Raw genomic sequence first — 17,670 nt, 5'->3', positions numbered from 1 at the left:
CTCTCACGCATTGTTCACATTACGGTTTATTTCAATAATATCCATTAACAAAACTAAGTAAAACCTATTTGACAACAAATTGCAAGTCAAAAGCGGTATCAGCTAACAGAAAGAGTCCTCCAGCACTTATCCGTAGCAGAAACCTGTCTCTATCTTGAAGAAGAATAAATTTAAAACATATGTACCCGGGTGAGACTTTTACTCCCTTTTATTATTAAAAAAGGCGGAGGAAACCCTCCGCGCATGACTGTATCCACGCCAAGGATCGGCTCCTTACGTGATGTTACAAAGAGAGTGTTAATCTCTTCTGTCTATTTTATGTAAAGCGCCGTCTTTTGACACGATGGGCAGCCCATTTCGTTAAAAAAGGGCAAGTTCCCATTCGGACCCCCTCTTCCACTCATACAATATGGCAGCAGGGCACCGAGGAGGGGACAGCAAATCCTATGGACTATCACAAATTTTGGCACATGCTTCTTGAAGAAATATCGGTTGCCCCCAACAATGGTGAGCGGCGTATTCTTACCTTCAATGATCCCCGCCAGTATGCCGGAGCATTTACACAATGGAAGGCTCTGAAAGCGAAGCAGCCTGAGCTGCGGCAAGTGCAGGTATCTCCGCTGATTCGGGCCTTCTTTGTGCCTGCTGCCGGAGCTGGAAAACTAATGAGCCGATTTGCAGACCTTCTAAATGTTGAAGAGGATCTACAAATACAAATCCATTCTATAGCTAACGAAAAGAGCGGAACCGCCACACTCCCATGGGGAGTGAAAGCCATTCATGCCCCTCAGGCATGGTCTAAATCAACTGGAGTTCACGTTAAAATCGGCGTAATCGACACAGGTGCTGATTACCGCCATCCCGATCTGAAGCATTCATTAGCCTCTGGAGTCAACTTACTACACCGCGGGATGTTGCCGCTAGATGATAATGGACACGGGACTCACATCGCCGGCACGCTTGCTGCGGCAGGAGGAACACGCGGGATGATGGGCGTAGCTCCACGAGCGTTGCTATATCCAGTCAAGGCCTTTGATCATAGCGGCTCCGCCTATGTGTCGGACATAGTACTGGGCATTGATTGGTGTGTGCAGAACAGAATCGATATCATCAATATGAGCTTCGGAATGAAAACTAGAAGCAAAGCACTTCATAATGTGGTTATAAAAGCGTACCGAGCCGGAATCGCTATCATTGCCTCCTCCGGGAATGATGGCAAGCGTGGCGGAGACTACCCCGCACGTTATCCTGAGACGATTGCCGTGGGTGCCATCGATAAAAGACATCGTGTTGCCGGCTTCAGCAACCGCGGTTCTTACATCGATGTATACGGCCCCGGCGAAGGCGTGCCCTCCTGTTGGCTGAAGGAGGGCTACAAAGAGATGAGCGGCACCTCCATGGCGACCTCGCATGTTACGGGAGCCGCTGCACTGCTGCTCGCGGTGCGACCGGGGCTCTCGCCAAGGGAGCTGAAGCTGCTCTTGCGGCGCACCGCATCCCCGGTGCGGCTGCGCAAGGGGCAGCGACGCGCATCCCTTGGCGGCGGCGCTGCCGATGCCCTACGCCTGCTGAAAGCAGGAGTTAGGGCCAAGCGGGCGGTCTCCGCGAACGTATAGACCCTGCCCGGGCACCGGGTGGGTCACTCTGACGTGAGCGCAGCTTGTGCCGATGCGAAGAACGGCACAAAATAAAATCCGCCTCCGGGGGAACCGGAAGGCGGATTTTTTGTCGTTTGATGTTGAATTACATGCGATCCGGTGCAGAAACACCGACAAGACGCAGGACATTAGCAATGGTAGTGCGCGCAGCACCAAGCAGGGCAAGACGCGCTACTGTTTGAGCGGCATCCTCTGTAATTACACGTTCAGCTTTATAATAACTGTGGAACATCGCAGCCAGCTCATATACATAACGGATGAGGCGATGTGGAGCATAACCTTCAGCCGCAACAGCAATTTCTGCTGGGAGCTCACCAATTTTGCGCAGCAAGTCATATTCATGCACTGCTGTCAGCTTGGAGAAGTCAATCTCAGCGTAATCAGGAATGGAGATCCCTTGCTCCTTTGCCTGACGGAAGATACTGCAGATACGCGCATGCGCATATTGAACGTAGAATACAGGGTTCTCATTAGAAGTAGAGATCGCCAAATCCATATCGAAATCGAGATGGGAATCCATGCTTCGCATGGTGAAGAAATATCGAATCGCGTCGATTCCTACTTCCTCCATCAAATCTTCCATCGTAACCGCTTTGCCGGTACGCTTCGACATTTTAACCTTTTCACCATTCTGGAACAGACTGACCATCTGAGCAATCAGAACCACTAGCTTCTCAGGATCATTGCCAAGTGCTGACATCGCCGCTTTCATCCGCGGAATATAGCCATGATGATCCGCACCCCAAATGTTAATCATTTTATCGTAACCACGGCCATACTTATCGCTGTGATAAGCAATGTCCGGTGTAAGGTAGGTATATGTGCCATCGTTCTTAATCAGAACGCGGTCTTTATCATCGCCATACTTAGTCGTTTGCAGCCAGGTTGCCCCGTCCTGCTCATAAACTTCTCCACGATCACGAAGCTCGTCTAGCGAGCGTAACACTTCTCCGTTCTCGTACAGTGAAGTCTCACTGAACCAGATATCGAAGTTTACACGGAATAGTCCCAGATCGCGTTTGATTTTATCGAGCTCTTTATTAAGTCCATAGGTCCGGAAAAAGGCTGCGCGGTCACTTGGGCTCATTTCGAGCAGTGTATCACCCTTTTCAGCCACAAGCTCTTTAGCAAATCCCTTAATGTCCTCGCCATGGTAACCGTCTTCAGGCATTTCTGCTTCTTGGCCCAGCTCCTGCAGGTAACGAGTTTCAATGGATTTGCACAGGTTGACTACTTGGTTACCGGCATCATTAATATAATATTCCCGTGTCACCTGATAGCCTGCATAATCGAGTACGTTGCAAAGCGCATCGCCGACAGCAGCACCACGAGCATGTCCTAAATGAAGGCTACCCGTTGGATTGGCACTGACGAATTCCATTTCAACCTTCTGACCTTGACCGATGTTAATACGGCCATAATCATCACCCTGCTCAGCAACAAGGCTGATAATTGGGTACAAATAATTCTTGGACAACGTAAAGTTAATAAAGCCTGGTCCGGCAATCTCAGCTTTTTCAATAGAAGCGCTGCTTGTATCCAAATGTTCTATAATTGCCTCAGCAATCTGGCGCGGATTACGTTTTGCGATTTTGGTCAACTGCATAGCAGCGTTCGTAGCCAAATCACCATGTGCCTTATCTCTTGGTACTTCCAGTACGATATCCGGAACCTCTTCCGGTGCAACAATTCCTGCATTCACAATTGCATCGGCAATGGCTTCTTTTACCCGTTCATTTACAAGCTCCAACGGATTCTTTCTCTGTGTCATAATTTCGGTTCCTCCTGTATATGCAAACTAATAGCAAACTTTCCTGACAATTCATCGTAAACGTACAAATCATAGTCCCATTCGACCGTTAAGGAACGCCCTTCGCGAACCACGTCCAGCTTGTTCGTTTCTGTAGAAAGATTAAACTGTGTATATGGCGAACGATAAAATCCCGGTAGACGCCGTCCAGATTGAAAGCTCTGTTCCGACTGTATCCCACCGTGGCGGATTAGCTTTAGCTGATTGCCTGCAATCTTTATTGTTGTACGAACAGAAACTTCTTCTCCTCGAGGGCCCTGCTCTAACTCTTCATATTGAATATATAGATGCGGTCCTTTGGATACTACCTCTCCATTCGCTTTCATAACATTCCGTTGACCCTCTTGAAGGCTTACGAGCGTAATAGAGACGTCATATTTGTCAGACTGTAATTCGGGCATCACACGTTCCTCCATTCTGCAAGCCTCTGCATTCTGCATAAGAAAAACGTCTATCGTGAAACTTAAACATTTTTATATTTTATCAAAGGCCTATTCGCTTTCCCATTGTACACTATATCCAGTTCAAAGAAGCATTTCAATCTTTGAATCCAATAGATCTAGCTTAGCTCATAAAATTTTACCATATTGATGGATAAAAGCACACTTGGAACATGTAGTAAAACTGCACATGAGTGCACCCGGCTTCATAATCACAAAAAAACGGTCCCCTCAGGAACCGTCTAGTTAACTATAACGCTCTGTTAACTCGCTTACTACCTTTACAAATCACCGATTACAAGGACAGAATTTTTAACGAAAACCTAAGCTGCCAAGAAGCGCCACCATCTTTCGTTACATATAACGATGCATAATCGCGCTCGCGAACGGCCAGCCAGCCTTCTTTATTACTAGTGAAAGAGATTACCCCATCATACCCAGCAATCGCCGGAAGTTTGGTCCACTGCTTACCACCGTTATACGTGCGTCCTACCGCTACTTTTTCTGCTGCGTCGGAATAACCCACCAAGAAGGTCGTACTGTTCCCTATCAGCTCCAAATTTCCCGGTCTGCCAGACGCAGGCCCTTTATTTACTACAGCTTCTCCACTACCCGGAGCAGGCCCACCCCCAGCAGTTTCCTGAGCGATCACTCTATTCCAGCTTTTTCCCTTACTCGTACTTGTATATAGGGAGTATGAGGTTTGACTCATCCCTGAGCCGCCAAAGAGAACCACATCAACTTGATCTCCCTTTGAAGTGATTTGCCCATACTCTGGATCGGTAAAGGCTACCTTTAACGATAAACTCCAAGTTTTGCCACCATCTGTAGTCTTCATTACCCGGTAGCCGGTTCCAGGCACAGTTACAACGGCCCAGCCGGTATTACGATCACTGAAATAAGCACCGCGTGTATTGGATGGGGTTGAAATCTTACTCCAGCTAAGTCCCCCGTCCTTGGTGTAATACGTTGATGCCCTGTTATACCCGAAACCAATCTTACTGTCGATAAAATCGATTCTTTCAAAGCTAACCGCTTTATTCGAAAGTCTTTTCCATTCTGAGCCGCCATTAGAGGTACTGATTAAATATCGAGCTTGACCATCTTCTACAGAAGCAAGGGCAAAACCATGCACGTTATCGGGAAAATCAATCTGTTTAAAGCTCCATTGGCCTTCATAAATCGCTTGAAAATTGCAGCCTCCATCAGAAGTGCCAATCATAAATCCATTACCTGCTGCCCGTCCGATATCTCCATTCAAAAACTGAACATCAGAAAAGGTAAGCGGTGTGGATACGTCTCCTGAATGCTTATTTTGCAGAGACTGTAGTAGCCCATGGTCTCCAGTGCCGCAAGCCGCAGGCGCGGCTGATGCCGCAGCATGTACAGAAGAAGCTGATGCACCCCAGCCTGAAACCATTATTAACGTCGCCGAAAGGGCGGTTATTGTCGTTCTGTGAATCTTTTTCGTCCAGTTCATAGTGACACCTCCTATTGTATATATACCCTCGCTTTCAATCTCTACTCTTTTATACCTCCTGAAGCACGCATGATCCACCATTGAATAGTCACAAAATGGAAACAGTTTGTCATCTCCTATTTAAATCGCCTCTGGTAATAGTCCCTTTAACAGATCGCCTAGTTATACAATGAATATCCTTCCAGTTCCTATCCCATAATACAAGGAGAAGGGAGTCTGGTGCCATGACACGTGAATCAACAAATCTACCTAAACGAAAAAGCCGCTTCCGCCGTTTATTCCGGCTGCTGCTAGCCATGATTATATTGTTTCTACTGACCACGGGAGCTCTGCTCGGTTACCTATATCAAAAGGATCTTCCTCCCATTGGCGACGATGTGCGCTCCAAGCTACTCGACTCCAGAGGCAATATTCTTGCCACCTTTACCTCAGACGGGCGTAGCCGTGAACCGGTCAAATTAAGTCAAATTTCTCCCCTGCTTATTGAAGCCACACTAGCCGTCGAGGACCGTAAGTTTTACGAGCATTCCGGATTCGATATGAAGGGGATGGCGCGGGCCGTACTCGTCAATCTGGAAGAGGGAAATCGAACACAAGGGGCTAGTACGCTAACTCAACAGCTCGCGAGAAATCTCTATCTATCCCACGAAAAGACATGGACGCGCAAGGCCAAAGAAGCCTTGTATACGATGCAGCTTGAGATGAAATACAGCAAAGATGAAATCTTGAACATGTATTTAAATAACATCTACTATGGTCATGGTGCCTATGGCATTGAAGCAGCCTCTCAGATGTATTTTGGCAAATCTGCAGCAGATTTAGACTTAGCAGAGAGTACCATGCTAGCTGGGATTCCAAAAGGACCGACCTACTATTCGCCATACAATCATTTAGACAACGCTAAAAAACGCCAAAAAATTATTTTGACCGTCATGACTAATTTAGGAGAAATTACGCAAGAAGAAGCGGGGCAGGCAGTGCAGGAAGACTTGAACTTAAAACCACAAGGCCAGAAGGATACCACTGTGGCTGCACCTTATTTCAGAGATTATATCCGCAATCTCGCCACAGAATCTCTTCACATCAGCAGTGATGAGCTGGAACAAGGGGGACTAAATGTTTACACTACCCTTGACCCTGACATGCAGCATGCCGCAGAACAAGCAGTCGACAAAGAGATGGATCAAAAGAGTGATCTGGAGACGGCTCTTGTTTCCATTGATCCTCGAACTGGCTACATTAAAGCAATGGTCGGCGGAAAAAATTATCGTACCAACCAATACAATCATGCTCTAGCCACAACTCGTCAGCCTGGCTCGTCCTTTAAGCCGATCATGTATTTAGCAGCACTCTCTTCTAAAGAGATGACGGGTCTTTCCGTTTTCAAAAGCCAGCCAACGATGTTTCATTATGATAACAATCGCAAAACCTACCAGCCTCGGAACTTCGGGGATAAGTATCTGGGGGAAATCAACATGCGACAAGCTATTGCAGCAAGCGACAATATTTATGCTGTGAATACGATCATGAAGATCGGTGCGGATAAAGTGAGCCAGATGGCAGCCAAGATGGGCATTGACAGTCCGCTTCAAAGTGTTCCTTCACTGGCACTCGGCACCTCACCAATCAGTCCGCTAGAAATGGCTGCAGCTTTTGCTGTTATAGGAAACAGTGGTCAGAAAATGTCCACCACAGCCATTCTAAAAATAGCGGATTCAAAGGGTGTGGTCCTGTATGAAGCTCCACAGCCAAAGGGTGAAGCCGTTGTAGAACCTTCTGCCGCCTATGTGTTAACCCGTTTAATGGAAGGAGTGTTTGAGACTGGAGGGACTGGGAACCGTGTAGCTTCTATTATCAAACGTCCGGTAGCCGGCAAGACTGGAACTACGGATACAGACGGCTGGATGGTAGGCTTCACCCCCGAGCTATCCACTGCTGTTTGGGTTGGATATGACAAGGGGCGCGACATTACAACTACCGACGGTCGACGGGCAGCTCCAATTTTCGCGGAGTTCACTGAAAAAGCTCTGGAAAATATCCCGCCTAAGATTTTCCCCATTCCAGATGGCGTGGTTAGTGTATACATCAATCCGCAGTCCGGTAAGCTAGCGACAGCAGCCTGTCCCGAAAAAGAACTAGAGACTTTCATTAGTGGAACTGAGCCCACCGAATACTGTGATCAGCACGGCAAAGGTCCCGCTGTCGATGATGCACAAAGCAAAGTAGATCCTGCTGAAGAAAATCGTTCCCTATGGAACAATATTAAGCGCTGGTGGTTGAATTAGCCCTCTTCATTTATTGAAGAGGTTTTTCTTTTTTATAACTTATTTATTGCAGAATTGATAGGATGGGCAAATTCAATTTTCACTTCTCCCGCAAAGGATGTAACCGCTTTATTTTATGTATTCACCCCATTCTCTTAACTCACAATTACTGCTATAATAGTTAGTAGCAACCAAAATATAAAGATGTAAATGAGGGACATGGGATGAAGGATACAGGCATGATCCGGAGTTTAGACAGTCTTGGGAGAATTGTGGTTCCCGCAGAAATCCGTATGACTCGTAATATCGACATTGGTGATCCTATCGAATTTTTTATATTAAACGATAACACCATCATACTCAGGAAGTACACCTCGACAGAATGTACGTTTTGCAGAAGCCACGACCATGTCACCTACTATAAAGAGCAATTTATTTGCAGTAGCTGTCTAAAAGAAATTGCCGATCCTGAACGCATGTCTCAAGCGCCGGAGACGCGCCAAGATTTTGCTAACGAAGTGTCAGAGCACAGCAGCACGATCCGGAAGACGAAAACAGAGGATATGTGCCAACGCCTGGAGCGGGCCATAGATGATCATCCATATGCCAATCAGAAAGAGCTTGCTGAAATCCTGGGGATCAGTCAAGCCAGAGTAAGTCAACTCAAACGCAAACTTAGTACGGGAAGCAAATCGTAAACTAAATTCATGTATAGCAAAAAAGGCTTCGACTCTCCTATTTCAGGGTGTCGAAGCCTTTTTACTGTATCCTTTAATCTTGACCGGGTGATTGTTCCTACTCGGTCAGAGCAGCCTTGAGTTCATCGGAGGATGCGGTCCACCATGCCTCATTATGAGAGATCAAGAGGGATTTTAGCGCAGCCTTTTCAACTGCACCAAGCCCTCCCACATCGATTTTGCGTTTTAGAGCCCCATCCAGCTTATTGACATGCTCGGCGAGGATTTTCCAGCCACGACGCGCTTCCGTATCAATCCACATTTCACAAGCTGTTATTCCACCATAGAATTGACTATCCTGGGTACGGTCCACTGCTACCCATACCACCCAAACCTGTCTTCCATTAGGTACATCTTCACGGTTCATGGAGAATTTAATACCCTTTTCAACCTTACTCTTGGCATGCATGGCACCGATATCAATGACTGCTTCACCGCCATCAATAATGACAGGCGATACGTTATTGAGCTCAATAGAGCCTGCTCCAAAGCCTTTATGTTTACTTTTGGCATTCACAATATTTAAGGCAATCTGTTTCTTGCCCTCCGGTTGTATGTTGTCCACGAGTGCACACCCTTCCTCTTACGAATAATTTAATTTTAGCTAATAATGCGGCGATTGCAAACATATACATCCCGTAGATGCTTGTCACGGGAGGAATCACAGTATGAAGTCACTGTCATTAAGGTACATTATCATCTTTGCGACCCTGGCCGCCCTCGTGCTACTAGGAGCAATATGGGTCTATTCGGGGGATAACTCCACAACTTCTGTTACTAGCTTTGTTTCAAAAGAGGCCAAGTCCTCCAGTGGCACAGCTCCTGCTGCTGCACCACAGCAAAATCTTCCTGATAGCGCCCCCGTTCCGGCAGAGGAAGCATTAAGTCATCGGGTTGTCGAGTACCACATCGATGTTCAGCTTGTTCCAGATACAGAAACCTTAATCGCTTCTGAGACGGTAACCTGGACACACCCCGGTGTAAAACCTGTAAGTGATCTATATTTTCATATGTACCCAAATGCTTTTGCCTCACCAGATACTACTTTTATGAAGGAATCCGGAGGAACGCTCAGGGGTGACACCATGCCAGAGAACGGCTTCGGAAGTATGACTCTAACCGATCTGCGCACGACAGAAGGAACATCGCTAATGCAACGAGTACAATTTGTACAACCCGACGATGGTAACGTCAACGATAAGACACTCCTAAAGGTGCATCTCCCACAACCGGTTAATGGAGGAGAAAGTGTCACACTTAAACTAAAGTACGAGGTCCAGCTTCCCAAAATATTTGCCCGTATGGGTACATCAGGGAATTTCGTGATGGCTGGGCAATGGTTCCCTAAGCTTAGTGTATACGAGCCTATGGGCACACGCGGGGTTAAGGAAGAAGGCTGGGATTTACATCAATATCACGGCACCTCTGAATTTTACAGCGATTTTGGCATCTTTAATGTAACGATTGCAGTTCCTTCTAACTATACGGTAGCTGCGACCGGATTTCCTGTAAAGAATGCCAAACTGAAACAAGATCAAAAAATATATCAATTCTACGCTGATGATGTCCATGACTTCGCTTGGGCGGCTTCCCCTGATTTCACAGTAGCTGAAGAAGCCTTCTCTACACCAGAAGTACCTGGTGTACGGATCAAGGTCTATCTCGATCCATTGCACAAAGACTTAAAGGAACGATACCTTCAGGCCGCTAAGGCTGCCCTGACCTACTTCAGTAAATGGTATGGTCCTTATCCCTACTCCACTCTGTCTATTATCGTTCCACCTAAGGAGGGCAATGGTGCAGGAGGAATGGAGTATCCTACGCTCATTACAGCCTTTGGAGCCACGGACTCTTCACCTGATACTTCACTTGAGAGAACCGTCGTTCATGAAATTGGCCATCAATACTTCTACGGTATGGTCGCCAGCAATGAATTCGAAGAGGCTTGGTTAGACGAAAGCTTCACTTCTTACGCTGAAGACAAACTCATGGAGCAGGAATATGGTGTCAAAGCTAATCTCCCTCTGCAATCTAGCCTGGTGACCAAATCAGAGCCGCTGAACTTAGAGACATGGAAATATGACGGGGCAGAATCGTATAGCCGAAATGTATATATTCGCGGAAAGCTAGTACTTAAGGATATTGAACGCCAAGTAGGCGCTAAAGCAATGAACAGTATCATGTCTACTTACGCACGTAAATTCCGTTTCCAGCATCCCACTACATCTGATTTTCAAAAAGTCGTTGAGAAGGTAACCAAAAAATCGTGGCAGCCTTATTTCGAGGATTATGTTTATGGTGGCGGTGCTCCTGATTTCTCAGTAGATACGATTACGATTAAAAAGAATGGCAGCAGCGAGGCTCAGAGCTACGAATCCATAGTGAAAATTACAAACAAAGGGAGTCATTACGTTGACGTTCCCATTAAATTCACATTCGCTGACGGTTCTGCGGCAGAGCGGGTCTGGAACGGTGAAGGAGCAGAGACTACGTTTCAGCTGTTAAGCGATAAACTTCTCCTCTCTGCTGAGATTGATCCAGAGCATACCGTTCTTTTAGAAAACAAACATCTTAATAACTTCAGACTGGCGGAAATAGAGCCCAAAACACTCTCCCGCTGGACGTTAAGTGTAACTAAATTAGTTGAAACCGTGCTCGGAACTCTTGTCTGGTGAGGTGAATGATTGTGAGAACATCGATAACCCGCGGCTGGCAAAGCATGAAGGAGCAATTTTATATTCTGATTCTGCTCTTCATCTATCGACTGCTCTGGGGCTACTTTATGTACGGCTTCATCCGGTCTGCTATCGTTCCAATTCTACTGCGCTACCCAGATAAAGACGCTGGAGGCAGTGGAATGGGTAGACTACTCTATTATGTCGAAGGGCAGTTCAGCTTGAACACAGATCCTGAGATACGTAATTGGTTATGGATGTTCCTAGGGCTTGTTCTCTTACGACTGCTGCTCTCCCCCTTCATAAGAGCAGGATTACTGCATGAACTCCATCAAGAGAGAAAAGGAGAGCGAGGCCTGTTCTTTTTTCCCGGCATGAAGCTTTATGGATTTCCAGTGTTTATCTTTAGTTTAATCGAATGGGTGCTGGCTCTATTGCCGTTATACTGGCTCGCTCCAAAAATGTACGGGCTGTTCTTATCTTCCTTTCTGAACTCCTCTTTGTTACTTCATCTAGTTCCATACGTATTGGCATGGCTTATATACATCTTTATCGTTCGTCTGTTCCTTCTATATATGCAGTTTGGTTATACCAGCGGTACGGGGATGTTCTCCTCCCTATTCATCTGTATAAAGTCACTGATTCCTGCACTAGGCATTTCAATCATACTTGGTGCAGCGGGCCTTATCCTTCTGCTGGTGTGCGGACTATCCGGTATCTTCTGTCCTGGCCTGCCGGCACTTCTTATTCGTCAACTCTCATCACTGCCCTCGACACTTTTCAAAATGTGGGGAATTTCCGCTCAATATCATCTATGGCGCAGTAAAGCATTTCCACAATAATTTATGGCATTACAACACATAATATAAGAGTCCCGGTTCCTAAATCAGGAGCCGGGACTCTTTCGCGTTACAGACAAATTATGGCGATTTGCAAATTCGTAAAGACTTTGTTACAATAAGTCCTGTTCCATTAGTAACAAGTTTGTAATCATTTGAAACGATTTCTACATAACTTCATGTATTCATCGTAGTCTTGTCGATAAGTCACTATCTGGTGCATAAAACGCCGAATTCCTTGCACCGGGAAGTGGGGGAACCATATTTTGGGTGAATTGATCTCGCTTTGCAGTGATCATAGGGGAACCTTCTACCGAATCCTTAAGCTAACCTCACAGGCATTGGAAGGGGTACAATTTTTTTGAAGAATTTAAGAAAAGCATGCGTCGCTGCGGCGCTGGGACTTGTGATGGCGTTCTCTATTGGTGGAGGAAGTGCCTTTGCAGATTCTAAGATGGATAGTGTTATTTCAAAGACAATTGGAGTTGCCTATAAAACCGGAGGCACTAGCACTGCCGGGTTTGACTGTTCTGGATTCACTACGTATGTATTCAAGAAGGTGGGTCTTTCTTTGCCCCGCACTTCAAAAGCTCAATATAATGTTGGAACTCCTGTAGCCAAAAGCAAATTGCGTTCAGGTGACCTAGTTTTCTTTAACACATTGGGCAACGGCGTATCCCATGTCGGCATTTATGTTGGAAACGGAAAATTCGCACAATCATCATCTTCATATGGCGTGACCATCACTTCACTTAGCCAGTCCTACTGGGCCAATCGCTACGTTGGCGCTAAAAGAGTAATGAGTACTTCCTCATATCAAGCTGTAGCCTACGATTAATACTTCCCCACAACTATAACCTCACAATTACAACTATATAGACCTGGATTTGATTATCACCTTAATCGAATCCAGGTTTTCTTTTGCCTTATTATAATCTTTACACCTCTAGAACAGACTTTAAACACTTTTATTTGATAAAAATTTCAATAAATATAAAAATAAGTTTAATATTATCGCTTACATATGCATTTTGTCTTTAAATATATGAATTTTTCTGCATGATTAGGTTAAAAACGATTGCCAAGCGGCACTCTGTTTGTTACAATAACTGCAGTAAGATTTTAGTAACATTTTTGTAATCATTAAGTTGTTATTTACAAAGGTTTTGTCATGTATTGATTACAAGCTATTCCTAATCAACAGTCTGAGCCGAGTTTCCTAACTATTAGGGAAACGGGGGAACCAACTTTGGGTGAATTGACCTCCATTTTTAGAGGGGTCATAGGGGACCTTCAACCGAACCCTTAAGCTAACCTCGTAGGCATCTGGAAGGGGTATAAACTTTTGAAGAAGAAGTTAGCAGCAGCTGTACTCAGCTTTTCCATTATCTTCACCATCGGAGCAGGAAGCGCTTTCGCGGATTCCAAAATGGATAAAGTGATCGACAAGACCATCGGAACTAAATACGTATCCGGCGGGATCTCCACAAATGGATTTGATTGCTCCGGATTTACAATGTATGTTTTTGATAAAATCGGTATCAACCTACCACACCAATCAGGTTCCCAGTATCAAATGGGTACTGCTATCTCCCGAGATGATTTAAGATCAGGAGATCTTGTATTCTTCAATACAAGTGGTAAGGGTGTTTCCCACGTCGGCATTTATGTCGGTGAAGGCAAGTTTGCACACGCATCTTCCTCACGCGGTGTAACGATTAGCTCCCTGAGTGATAGCTACTACGTAAAACGCTATATCGGTGCTAAACGGATTATGAGCACTGATGCTTATCATTCTGTTGCTTCTGAGACAGAAGATAATGATGATGTTCAATAAGTAGAACGTACATAGGCTCTTTTCCAAGATGTTAATTCTTGGGGAAGAGCTTGTTTTTTTGTCTTATTTAATATTTACCCCTCTCAAAATTTGTAAAACAGTATTCCTTATAAATTTTCTGAGTTGATGACCCCTCTTTTTGTATATAATTAGTTACAAGTATAGACGCCTTCGGCACTCGTAAGGACGGCAAGCGTTATAACCCTCGTGAAAGGAGGTCTTTGACCTTATGATAAATCCTTCGGTTACTTTTCATGTAACTCCTATGGAGACTAGTCACGCGGAAGAGATATGCAATTGGAATTACACCCCCCCTTATAATATTTACGGCTGGATGCCGTGGGAACAAATGCAGGCTCTAGGCATCGAGTTCGGTGATCCTCAGCTACGGAATGAGCAATATGTCTCCATATTAAATGGGCAAGAAGCTTTGTGTGGATTCGCGCAGTTGTTCCCGATGGAAGGTGTTGTACGTTTGGGGATTGGCATGCAACCTGATCTGTGCGGCAAAGGGCTAGGGAAATTATTCATGGATGCAATCGTGCAAGAAGCCTTGCTTCGTTATCCTGAGCGTGAGATTGATCTAGAGGTATTGACCTGGAACCAGCGTGCGATCCGAACTTACCAAAAGTGTGGATTTACGATTACAGATACGTATGAGCGCCTAACCCCATCAGGAAACAAACCTTTTTATTGCATGGTCTATGAGAAATGATATTAAAATCCATATTTTTCAATCAATTGATGGTATTATCGTTCATTTTTTTGTCACAAACCCTATGATAACGCTTCACCTTGAGCTATAATGTAGGGAGCAGCTTACATAGAAGGGACGAACTGGGATGCAGAAATGGATCATGAGCGGTTTGTTTTTTGCCGCCTGTGCCTTTGCGGTAGTACTTATGTTTACACTTCCAGGTAAAGAAGAGGTAGCTGAACAGAATAAACCCACAATGCCGGTAGTTCAGTTGGATGCGGCAAAGGCAGAAGCAACCGTGAAAGCCAGCTGTATCACCTGTCACGGCGATCAGCTTCAAGGTGGAGTTGGCCCTAGTCTTCAAAATGAAGGCGGTCAGCATGATGCTGAAGAAATCTACAGCATCGTCACTAAGGGACGCGGTCAAATGCCTTCCTTTAAAGAAAAGCTAGCCCCTGAGGAGATCGCAAACGTCGCCCTCTGGCTCTCAGAGAAAAAGTAACAGTAACTACTACCTAAGCAACTAAAAACGCCCGTGCCAGAAGATAGTTCACTATCTGCGCACGGGCGTTTATTTATGAGTTTGGGTGACACTAACGATTTTTCTCAAAGGCTTCATTAAATTCATGTGCCTCTCGAATATCTAGAGCTGTAATACCGTCTTCCTCATTTGATTTCAGTCGTAAAGTCACTGTCTTATAATCAATCGTAATATGTGGATGGTGATCAAAGGCTTCTGAAATGGTGGCTACTTCATCAACGAAAGCAATACCCTTCATATATTGGCTGAACATATATTTTCGCACCATGGTATTCTCTTCGAGCTTCCAACCTTCCAGCTTGCTGATCTGCTCACGCAGTTCTTCTTCCGTAAATAACAATTCGTTTCCTCCCTTACTAAAAATTGCAGTAAAATCCGCAGGCCCTTTACTCGTCTTATTCGCTAAACAAAACATCCCTTAGCTTCTGAGGTCCAAGGGATGTGCCAGGATAAAGGCAATATTTTCGATTAAATGTATTCAAGAATCCCAGCGATTATAACTCGGCTACACCAATTTTAACACGGGCTACTAACTACGGGCAAATTACGCCCCGCCGCCCCCTCTTCCTAAATCAAAACAACAGAGGCTAAATCCTCTTCTCCGACTAAAATATTAATGCGGTGCGTGTCCTTATCGTAGATGATAACGCCGCTCCCCACCTCAATCATAGGTTCATTACCCAGCGCGAAGAAAAGATCCTCAGCCAGCGCCTCCCATACCTCCATCTTGGATTCCTGGGGCAATTCTTGCCACTCTTCCGGATCCATTTCAAAAAATAAGTACCCATCGGAAATTCTTCCGACAGCCTCAGTCAAATCCGTTAGGATTTCACCGTAATCTCTACCATGCTTTACACCCACATGTATCACTCCGTTTTCTCCACAGATGAATAATTACTTACCTTATCCATTATAGCCGAAAAAATGACTTCACAAAAAACGGAATGATGTCGATAAATAAGAATATACGTTATTCGGTTTCGCACAGAGTGCCTTGCCGCTATTTCAAGGATGATATACGCGGCTTTGTCGGAACACATCTTATAATCTCATGGACGAGGTGCATAATGGAAATTTCAACAATACTCGGTTTAATTTTTGGTCTAGTTGCAGTAATTTGGGGTATGATCCTCAAGCACGCTCCTCTTCACGCTTTAGCCACACCCGCTGCTTACGTTATTATCTTAGTGGGGACGGCGGCCTCCATCTTTATGGCCTTTCCAATCTCGGAGGTCAAAAAGATTCCAAGTCTGTTTAAAATAATTTTTGTCAAAAAGAAATTAATCAGTAAATCCGAATTAATTACTATGTTCATGGAATGGGCTTCTATTACACGGCGTGAAGGTCTACTGGCTCTTGAGTCTAAAGTCGATGAAATAGAAGATAACTTCCTCAGAAACGGCATGCGGATGATTATTGATGGGAATGATCAGGACTTTGTCCGCGATGTTCTCATGGAGGACATCCACGCCACAGAGGATAGACATAAAGCAGGTGCACTCATTTTCACACAAGCAGGTATGTATGCTCCTACACTTGGCGTGCTCGGGGCTGTTATCGGACTTATCGCCGCTCTGGCTGATATGAGTGATATGAACAAATTGGCTGCAGCAATCGGGGCGGCCTTCATCGCAACACTACTCGGTATCTTTACAGGTTACGTATTATGGCATCCTATTGCCAATAAGCTAAAACGACTTTCCAAACGTGAAATTGAAGTTCGAATGATGATGGTCGAAGGTCTATTGTCCATACAATCCGGTGTATCCACTATTGCCATCAATCAGAAGCTTGCTGTCTTCCTAACACCTTCGGAACGAGCTAAGTTAAATGATGAGAAGGAGAGTGGATCGGGTGAGCAAAAAGACTAGACACGAAGAGCATGAAGAACACGCCGATGAATCGTGGCTACTGCCTTATTCTGATCTTATGACCCTTCTGGTAGCCTTGTTCATCGTAATGTATTCTATGAGTGCAACGGATGCCAAAAAATTCGAAGAGATGAGTCAAGCCTTCAGCTCCGCTCTTAATGGCGGTACAGGTGTTCTTGAAGAGCGGGCGGCAATGCCATCTAAGAGTCAAGAAGATTTAGGAAAAAATGATCAAATGGATAAATCAGTAGCCAAGAAAAATGAACAAACAGAAATGGCTAAGCTGCGGCAAAAGGAACAAGAAGATTTAGAGAAGCTTAAAAAGCAGTTTGATCAATATATCAGCAAGAACGGTCTTACCGATCTTCTCAGTACTAAGCTCAATCAGTCTCAGCTTATGATTACGATAAGTGATAACGCGTTGTTCGCTTCCGGACAGGCTGTGGTTAAGGATGATTCTCGGCAATTAGCAAAGTCCATCTCAACCATGCTGCAGCAATTCCCGGATTATGATGTAGTTGTGCAAGGACACACCGATAATATCCCTATCTCTAATAGCGACTATTCTTCCAACTGGGACCTGAGCGCGGATCGTGCTCTTCAGTTCATGAAGATCCTGTTAACGAATACGAACCTGAATCCACGCAAGTTTAGTGCGATTGGATACGGGGAGTACCACCCTATTTCTGAAAATACTACAGCTGTTGGACGAAGTAAGAACCGCCGGGTTGAAGTGTCCATTATTCGTAAATATCAAGAAACCAAAGAGTTCTCAGGTATTGCTCCTTCCGATGAATAATGGTTGTCCTATTTCAAAGCAT

Annotated in this window: 17 protein-coding genes and 2 riboswitches; of the genes, 11 read left to right on the top strand and 6 right to left on the bottom strand. The window is 45.1% G+C overall.

Annotated elements, in window-relative coordinates; translation table 11 throughout:
* Window positions 1–446: 446 nt before the first annotated feature.
* Complete coding sequence (locus ACN6MV_RS00590; protein WP_076121337.1) at window positions 447–1,616, top strand: S8 family peptidase; 1,170 nt, start codon at window positions 447–449, stop codon at window positions 1,614–1,616.
* 127 nt (window positions 1,617–1,743) lie between these two features.
* On the opposite strand, the gene argS is transcribed toward ACN6MV_RS00590, so the two are convergent.
* The 3 genes from argS to ACN6MV_RS00575 form a co-directional block, all read right to left on the bottom strand.
* A complete protein-coding gene (argS, locus tag ACN6MV_RS00585; RefSeq protein WP_419885513.1) occupies window positions 1,744–3,429 on the bottom strand; it encodes an arginine--tRNA ligase in 1,686 nt (561 codons plus the stop codon).
* On the bottom strand, window positions 3,426–3,869 hold the full coding sequence (locus tag ACN6MV_RS00580; protein ID WP_076121341.1) for a DUF1934 domain-containing protein: 444 nt from the start codon (window positions 3,867–3,869) through the stop codon (window positions 3,426–3,428). The genes argS and ACN6MV_RS00580 overlap by 4 nt, the downstream gene beginning before the upstream one ends.
* 334 nt (window positions 3,870–4,203) lie before the next feature.
* Window positions 4,204–5,388, bottom strand: coding sequence for a hypothetical protein (locus ACN6MV_RS00575; RefSeq protein WP_419885512.1), 1,185 nt, complete (start codon window positions 5,386–5,388; stop codon window positions 4,204–4,206).
* 224 nt (window positions 5,389–5,612) lie between these two features.
* Here ACN6MV_RS00575 and ACN6MV_RS00570 point away from each other — a divergent pair, with 224 nt between their 5' ends.
* Together ACN6MV_RS00570 and ACN6MV_RS00565 are read left to right on the top strand one after the other, a co-directional pair.
* Window positions 5,613–7,673 (top strand): transglycosylase domain-containing protein, encoded by a 2,061-nt coding sequence (locus ACN6MV_RS00570; protein ID WP_419885511.1) that lies wholly within the window; start codon window positions 5,613–5,615, stop codon window positions 7,671–7,673.
* Between the two features lie 203 nt (window positions 7,674–7,876).
* Complete coding sequence (locus ACN6MV_RS00565) at window positions 7,877–8,350, top strand: AbrB/MazE/SpoVT family DNA-binding domain-containing protein (protein ID WP_419885510.1); 474 nt, start codon at window positions 7,877–7,879, stop codon at window positions 8,348–8,350.
* 97 nt (window positions 8,351–8,447) lie between these two features.
* Here the strand turns inward: ACN6MV_RS00565 and ACN6MV_RS00560 are convergent, their stop codons facing one another.
* Window positions 8,448–8,954, bottom strand: a complete 507-nt coding sequence (locus ACN6MV_RS00560; RefSeq protein ID WP_042123218.1) for a YwhD family protein — start codon at window positions 8,952–8,954, stop codon at window positions 8,448–8,450.
* A 103-nt stretch (window positions 8,955–9,057) separates the two neighbouring features.
* Here ACN6MV_RS00560 and ACN6MV_RS00555 point away from each other — a divergent pair, with 103 nt between their 5' ends.
* The 6 genes from ACN6MV_RS00555 (at window position 9,058) to ACN6MV_RS00530 (ending at window position 14,939) form a co-directional block, all read left to right on the top strand.
* A complete protein-coding gene (locus tag ACN6MV_RS00555) occupies window positions 9,058–11,064 on the top strand; it encodes a M1 family metallopeptidase (RefSeq protein WP_419885509.1) in 2,007 nt (668 codons plus the stop codon).
* 11 nt (window positions 11,065–11,075) lie between these two features.
* On the top strand, window positions 11,076–11,906 hold the full coding sequence (locus tag ACN6MV_RS00550) for a hypothetical protein (RefSeq protein WP_375104447.1): 831 nt from the start codon (window positions 11,076–11,078) through the stop codon (window positions 11,904–11,906).
* 214 nt (window positions 11,907–12,120) lie between these two features.
* A riboswitch (cyclic di-AMP (ydaO/yuaA leader) is annotated at window positions 12,121–12,259 on the top strand.
* A gap of 53 nt (window positions 12,260–12,312) precedes the next feature.
* Entirely contained in the window at window positions 12,313–12,741 is a 429-nt protein-coding gene (locus ACN6MV_RS00545) for a C40 family peptidase (RefSeq protein WP_042131746.1), read from the top strand.
* 360 nt (window positions 12,742–13,101) lie between these two features.
* A riboswitch (cyclic di-AMP (ydaO/yuaA leader) is annotated at window positions 13,102–13,243 on the top strand.
* 5 nt (window positions 13,244–13,248) lie between these two features.
* Window positions 13,249–13,740 (top strand): C40 family peptidase, encoded by a 492-nt coding sequence (locus ACN6MV_RS00540; protein ID WP_042123215.1) that lies wholly within the window; start codon window positions 13,249–13,251, stop codon window positions 13,738–13,740.
* A 229-nt stretch (window positions 13,741–13,969) separates the two neighbouring features.
* Complete coding sequence (locus tag ACN6MV_RS00535; protein WP_341109987.1) at window positions 13,970–14,455, top strand: GNAT family N-acetyltransferase; 486 nt, start codon at window positions 13,970–13,972, stop codon at window positions 14,453–14,455.
* A gap of 127 nt (window positions 14,456–14,582) precedes the next feature.
* On the top strand, window positions 14,583–14,939 hold the full coding sequence (locus ACN6MV_RS00530; protein WP_042123211.1) for a c-type cytochrome: 357 nt from the start codon (window positions 14,583–14,585) through the stop codon (window positions 14,937–14,939).
* Window positions 14,940–15,030: 91 nt separating this feature from the next.
* Here ACN6MV_RS00530 and ACN6MV_RS00525 read toward each other — a convergent pair whose 3' ends face one another.
* Both ACN6MV_RS00525 and ACN6MV_RS00520 read right to left on the bottom strand, forming a co-directional pair.
* On the bottom strand, window positions 15,031–15,318 hold the full coding sequence (locus ACN6MV_RS00525; RefSeq protein ID WP_042123209.1) for a 4a-hydroxytetrahydrobiopterin dehydratase: 288 nt from the start codon (window positions 15,316–15,318) through the stop codon (window positions 15,031–15,033).
* 227 nt (window positions 15,319–15,545) lie between these two features.
* A complete protein-coding gene (locus tag ACN6MV_RS00520) occupies window positions 15,546–15,839 on the bottom strand; it encodes a hypothetical protein (RefSeq protein WP_042131745.1) in 294 nt (97 codons plus the stop codon).
* 206 nt (window positions 15,840–16,045) lie between these two features.
* Here ACN6MV_RS00520 and motA point away from each other — a divergent pair, with 206 nt between their 5' ends.
* Window positions 16,046–16,849 (top strand): flagellar motor stator protein MotA, encoded by an 804-nt coding sequence (gene motA / locus ACN6MV_RS00515; protein ID WP_042123206.1) that lies wholly within the window; start codon window positions 16,046–16,048, stop codon window positions 16,847–16,849.
* On the top strand, window positions 16,833–17,648 hold the full coding sequence (gene motB, locus ACN6MV_RS00510; protein WP_339288734.1) for a flagellar motor protein MotB: 816 nt from the start codon (window positions 16,833–16,835) through the stop codon (window positions 17,646–17,648). Before motA ends, motB begins: the two co-directional genes overlap by 17 nt.
* The last annotated feature ends 22 nt before the right edge of the window (window positions 17,649–17,670 follow it).

Origin of the sequence: Paenibacillus sp. B-A-8 (genome assembly GCF_048572915.1) — a bacterium.
Taxonomy (GTDB): Bacteria; Bacillota; Bacilli; order Paenibacillales; family Paenibacillaceae; genus Paenibacillus_AQ.
The sequence above is the reverse complement of the archived record's forward strand: the minus strand, read 5'-3'. Positions and strand labels throughout refer to the sequence as shown.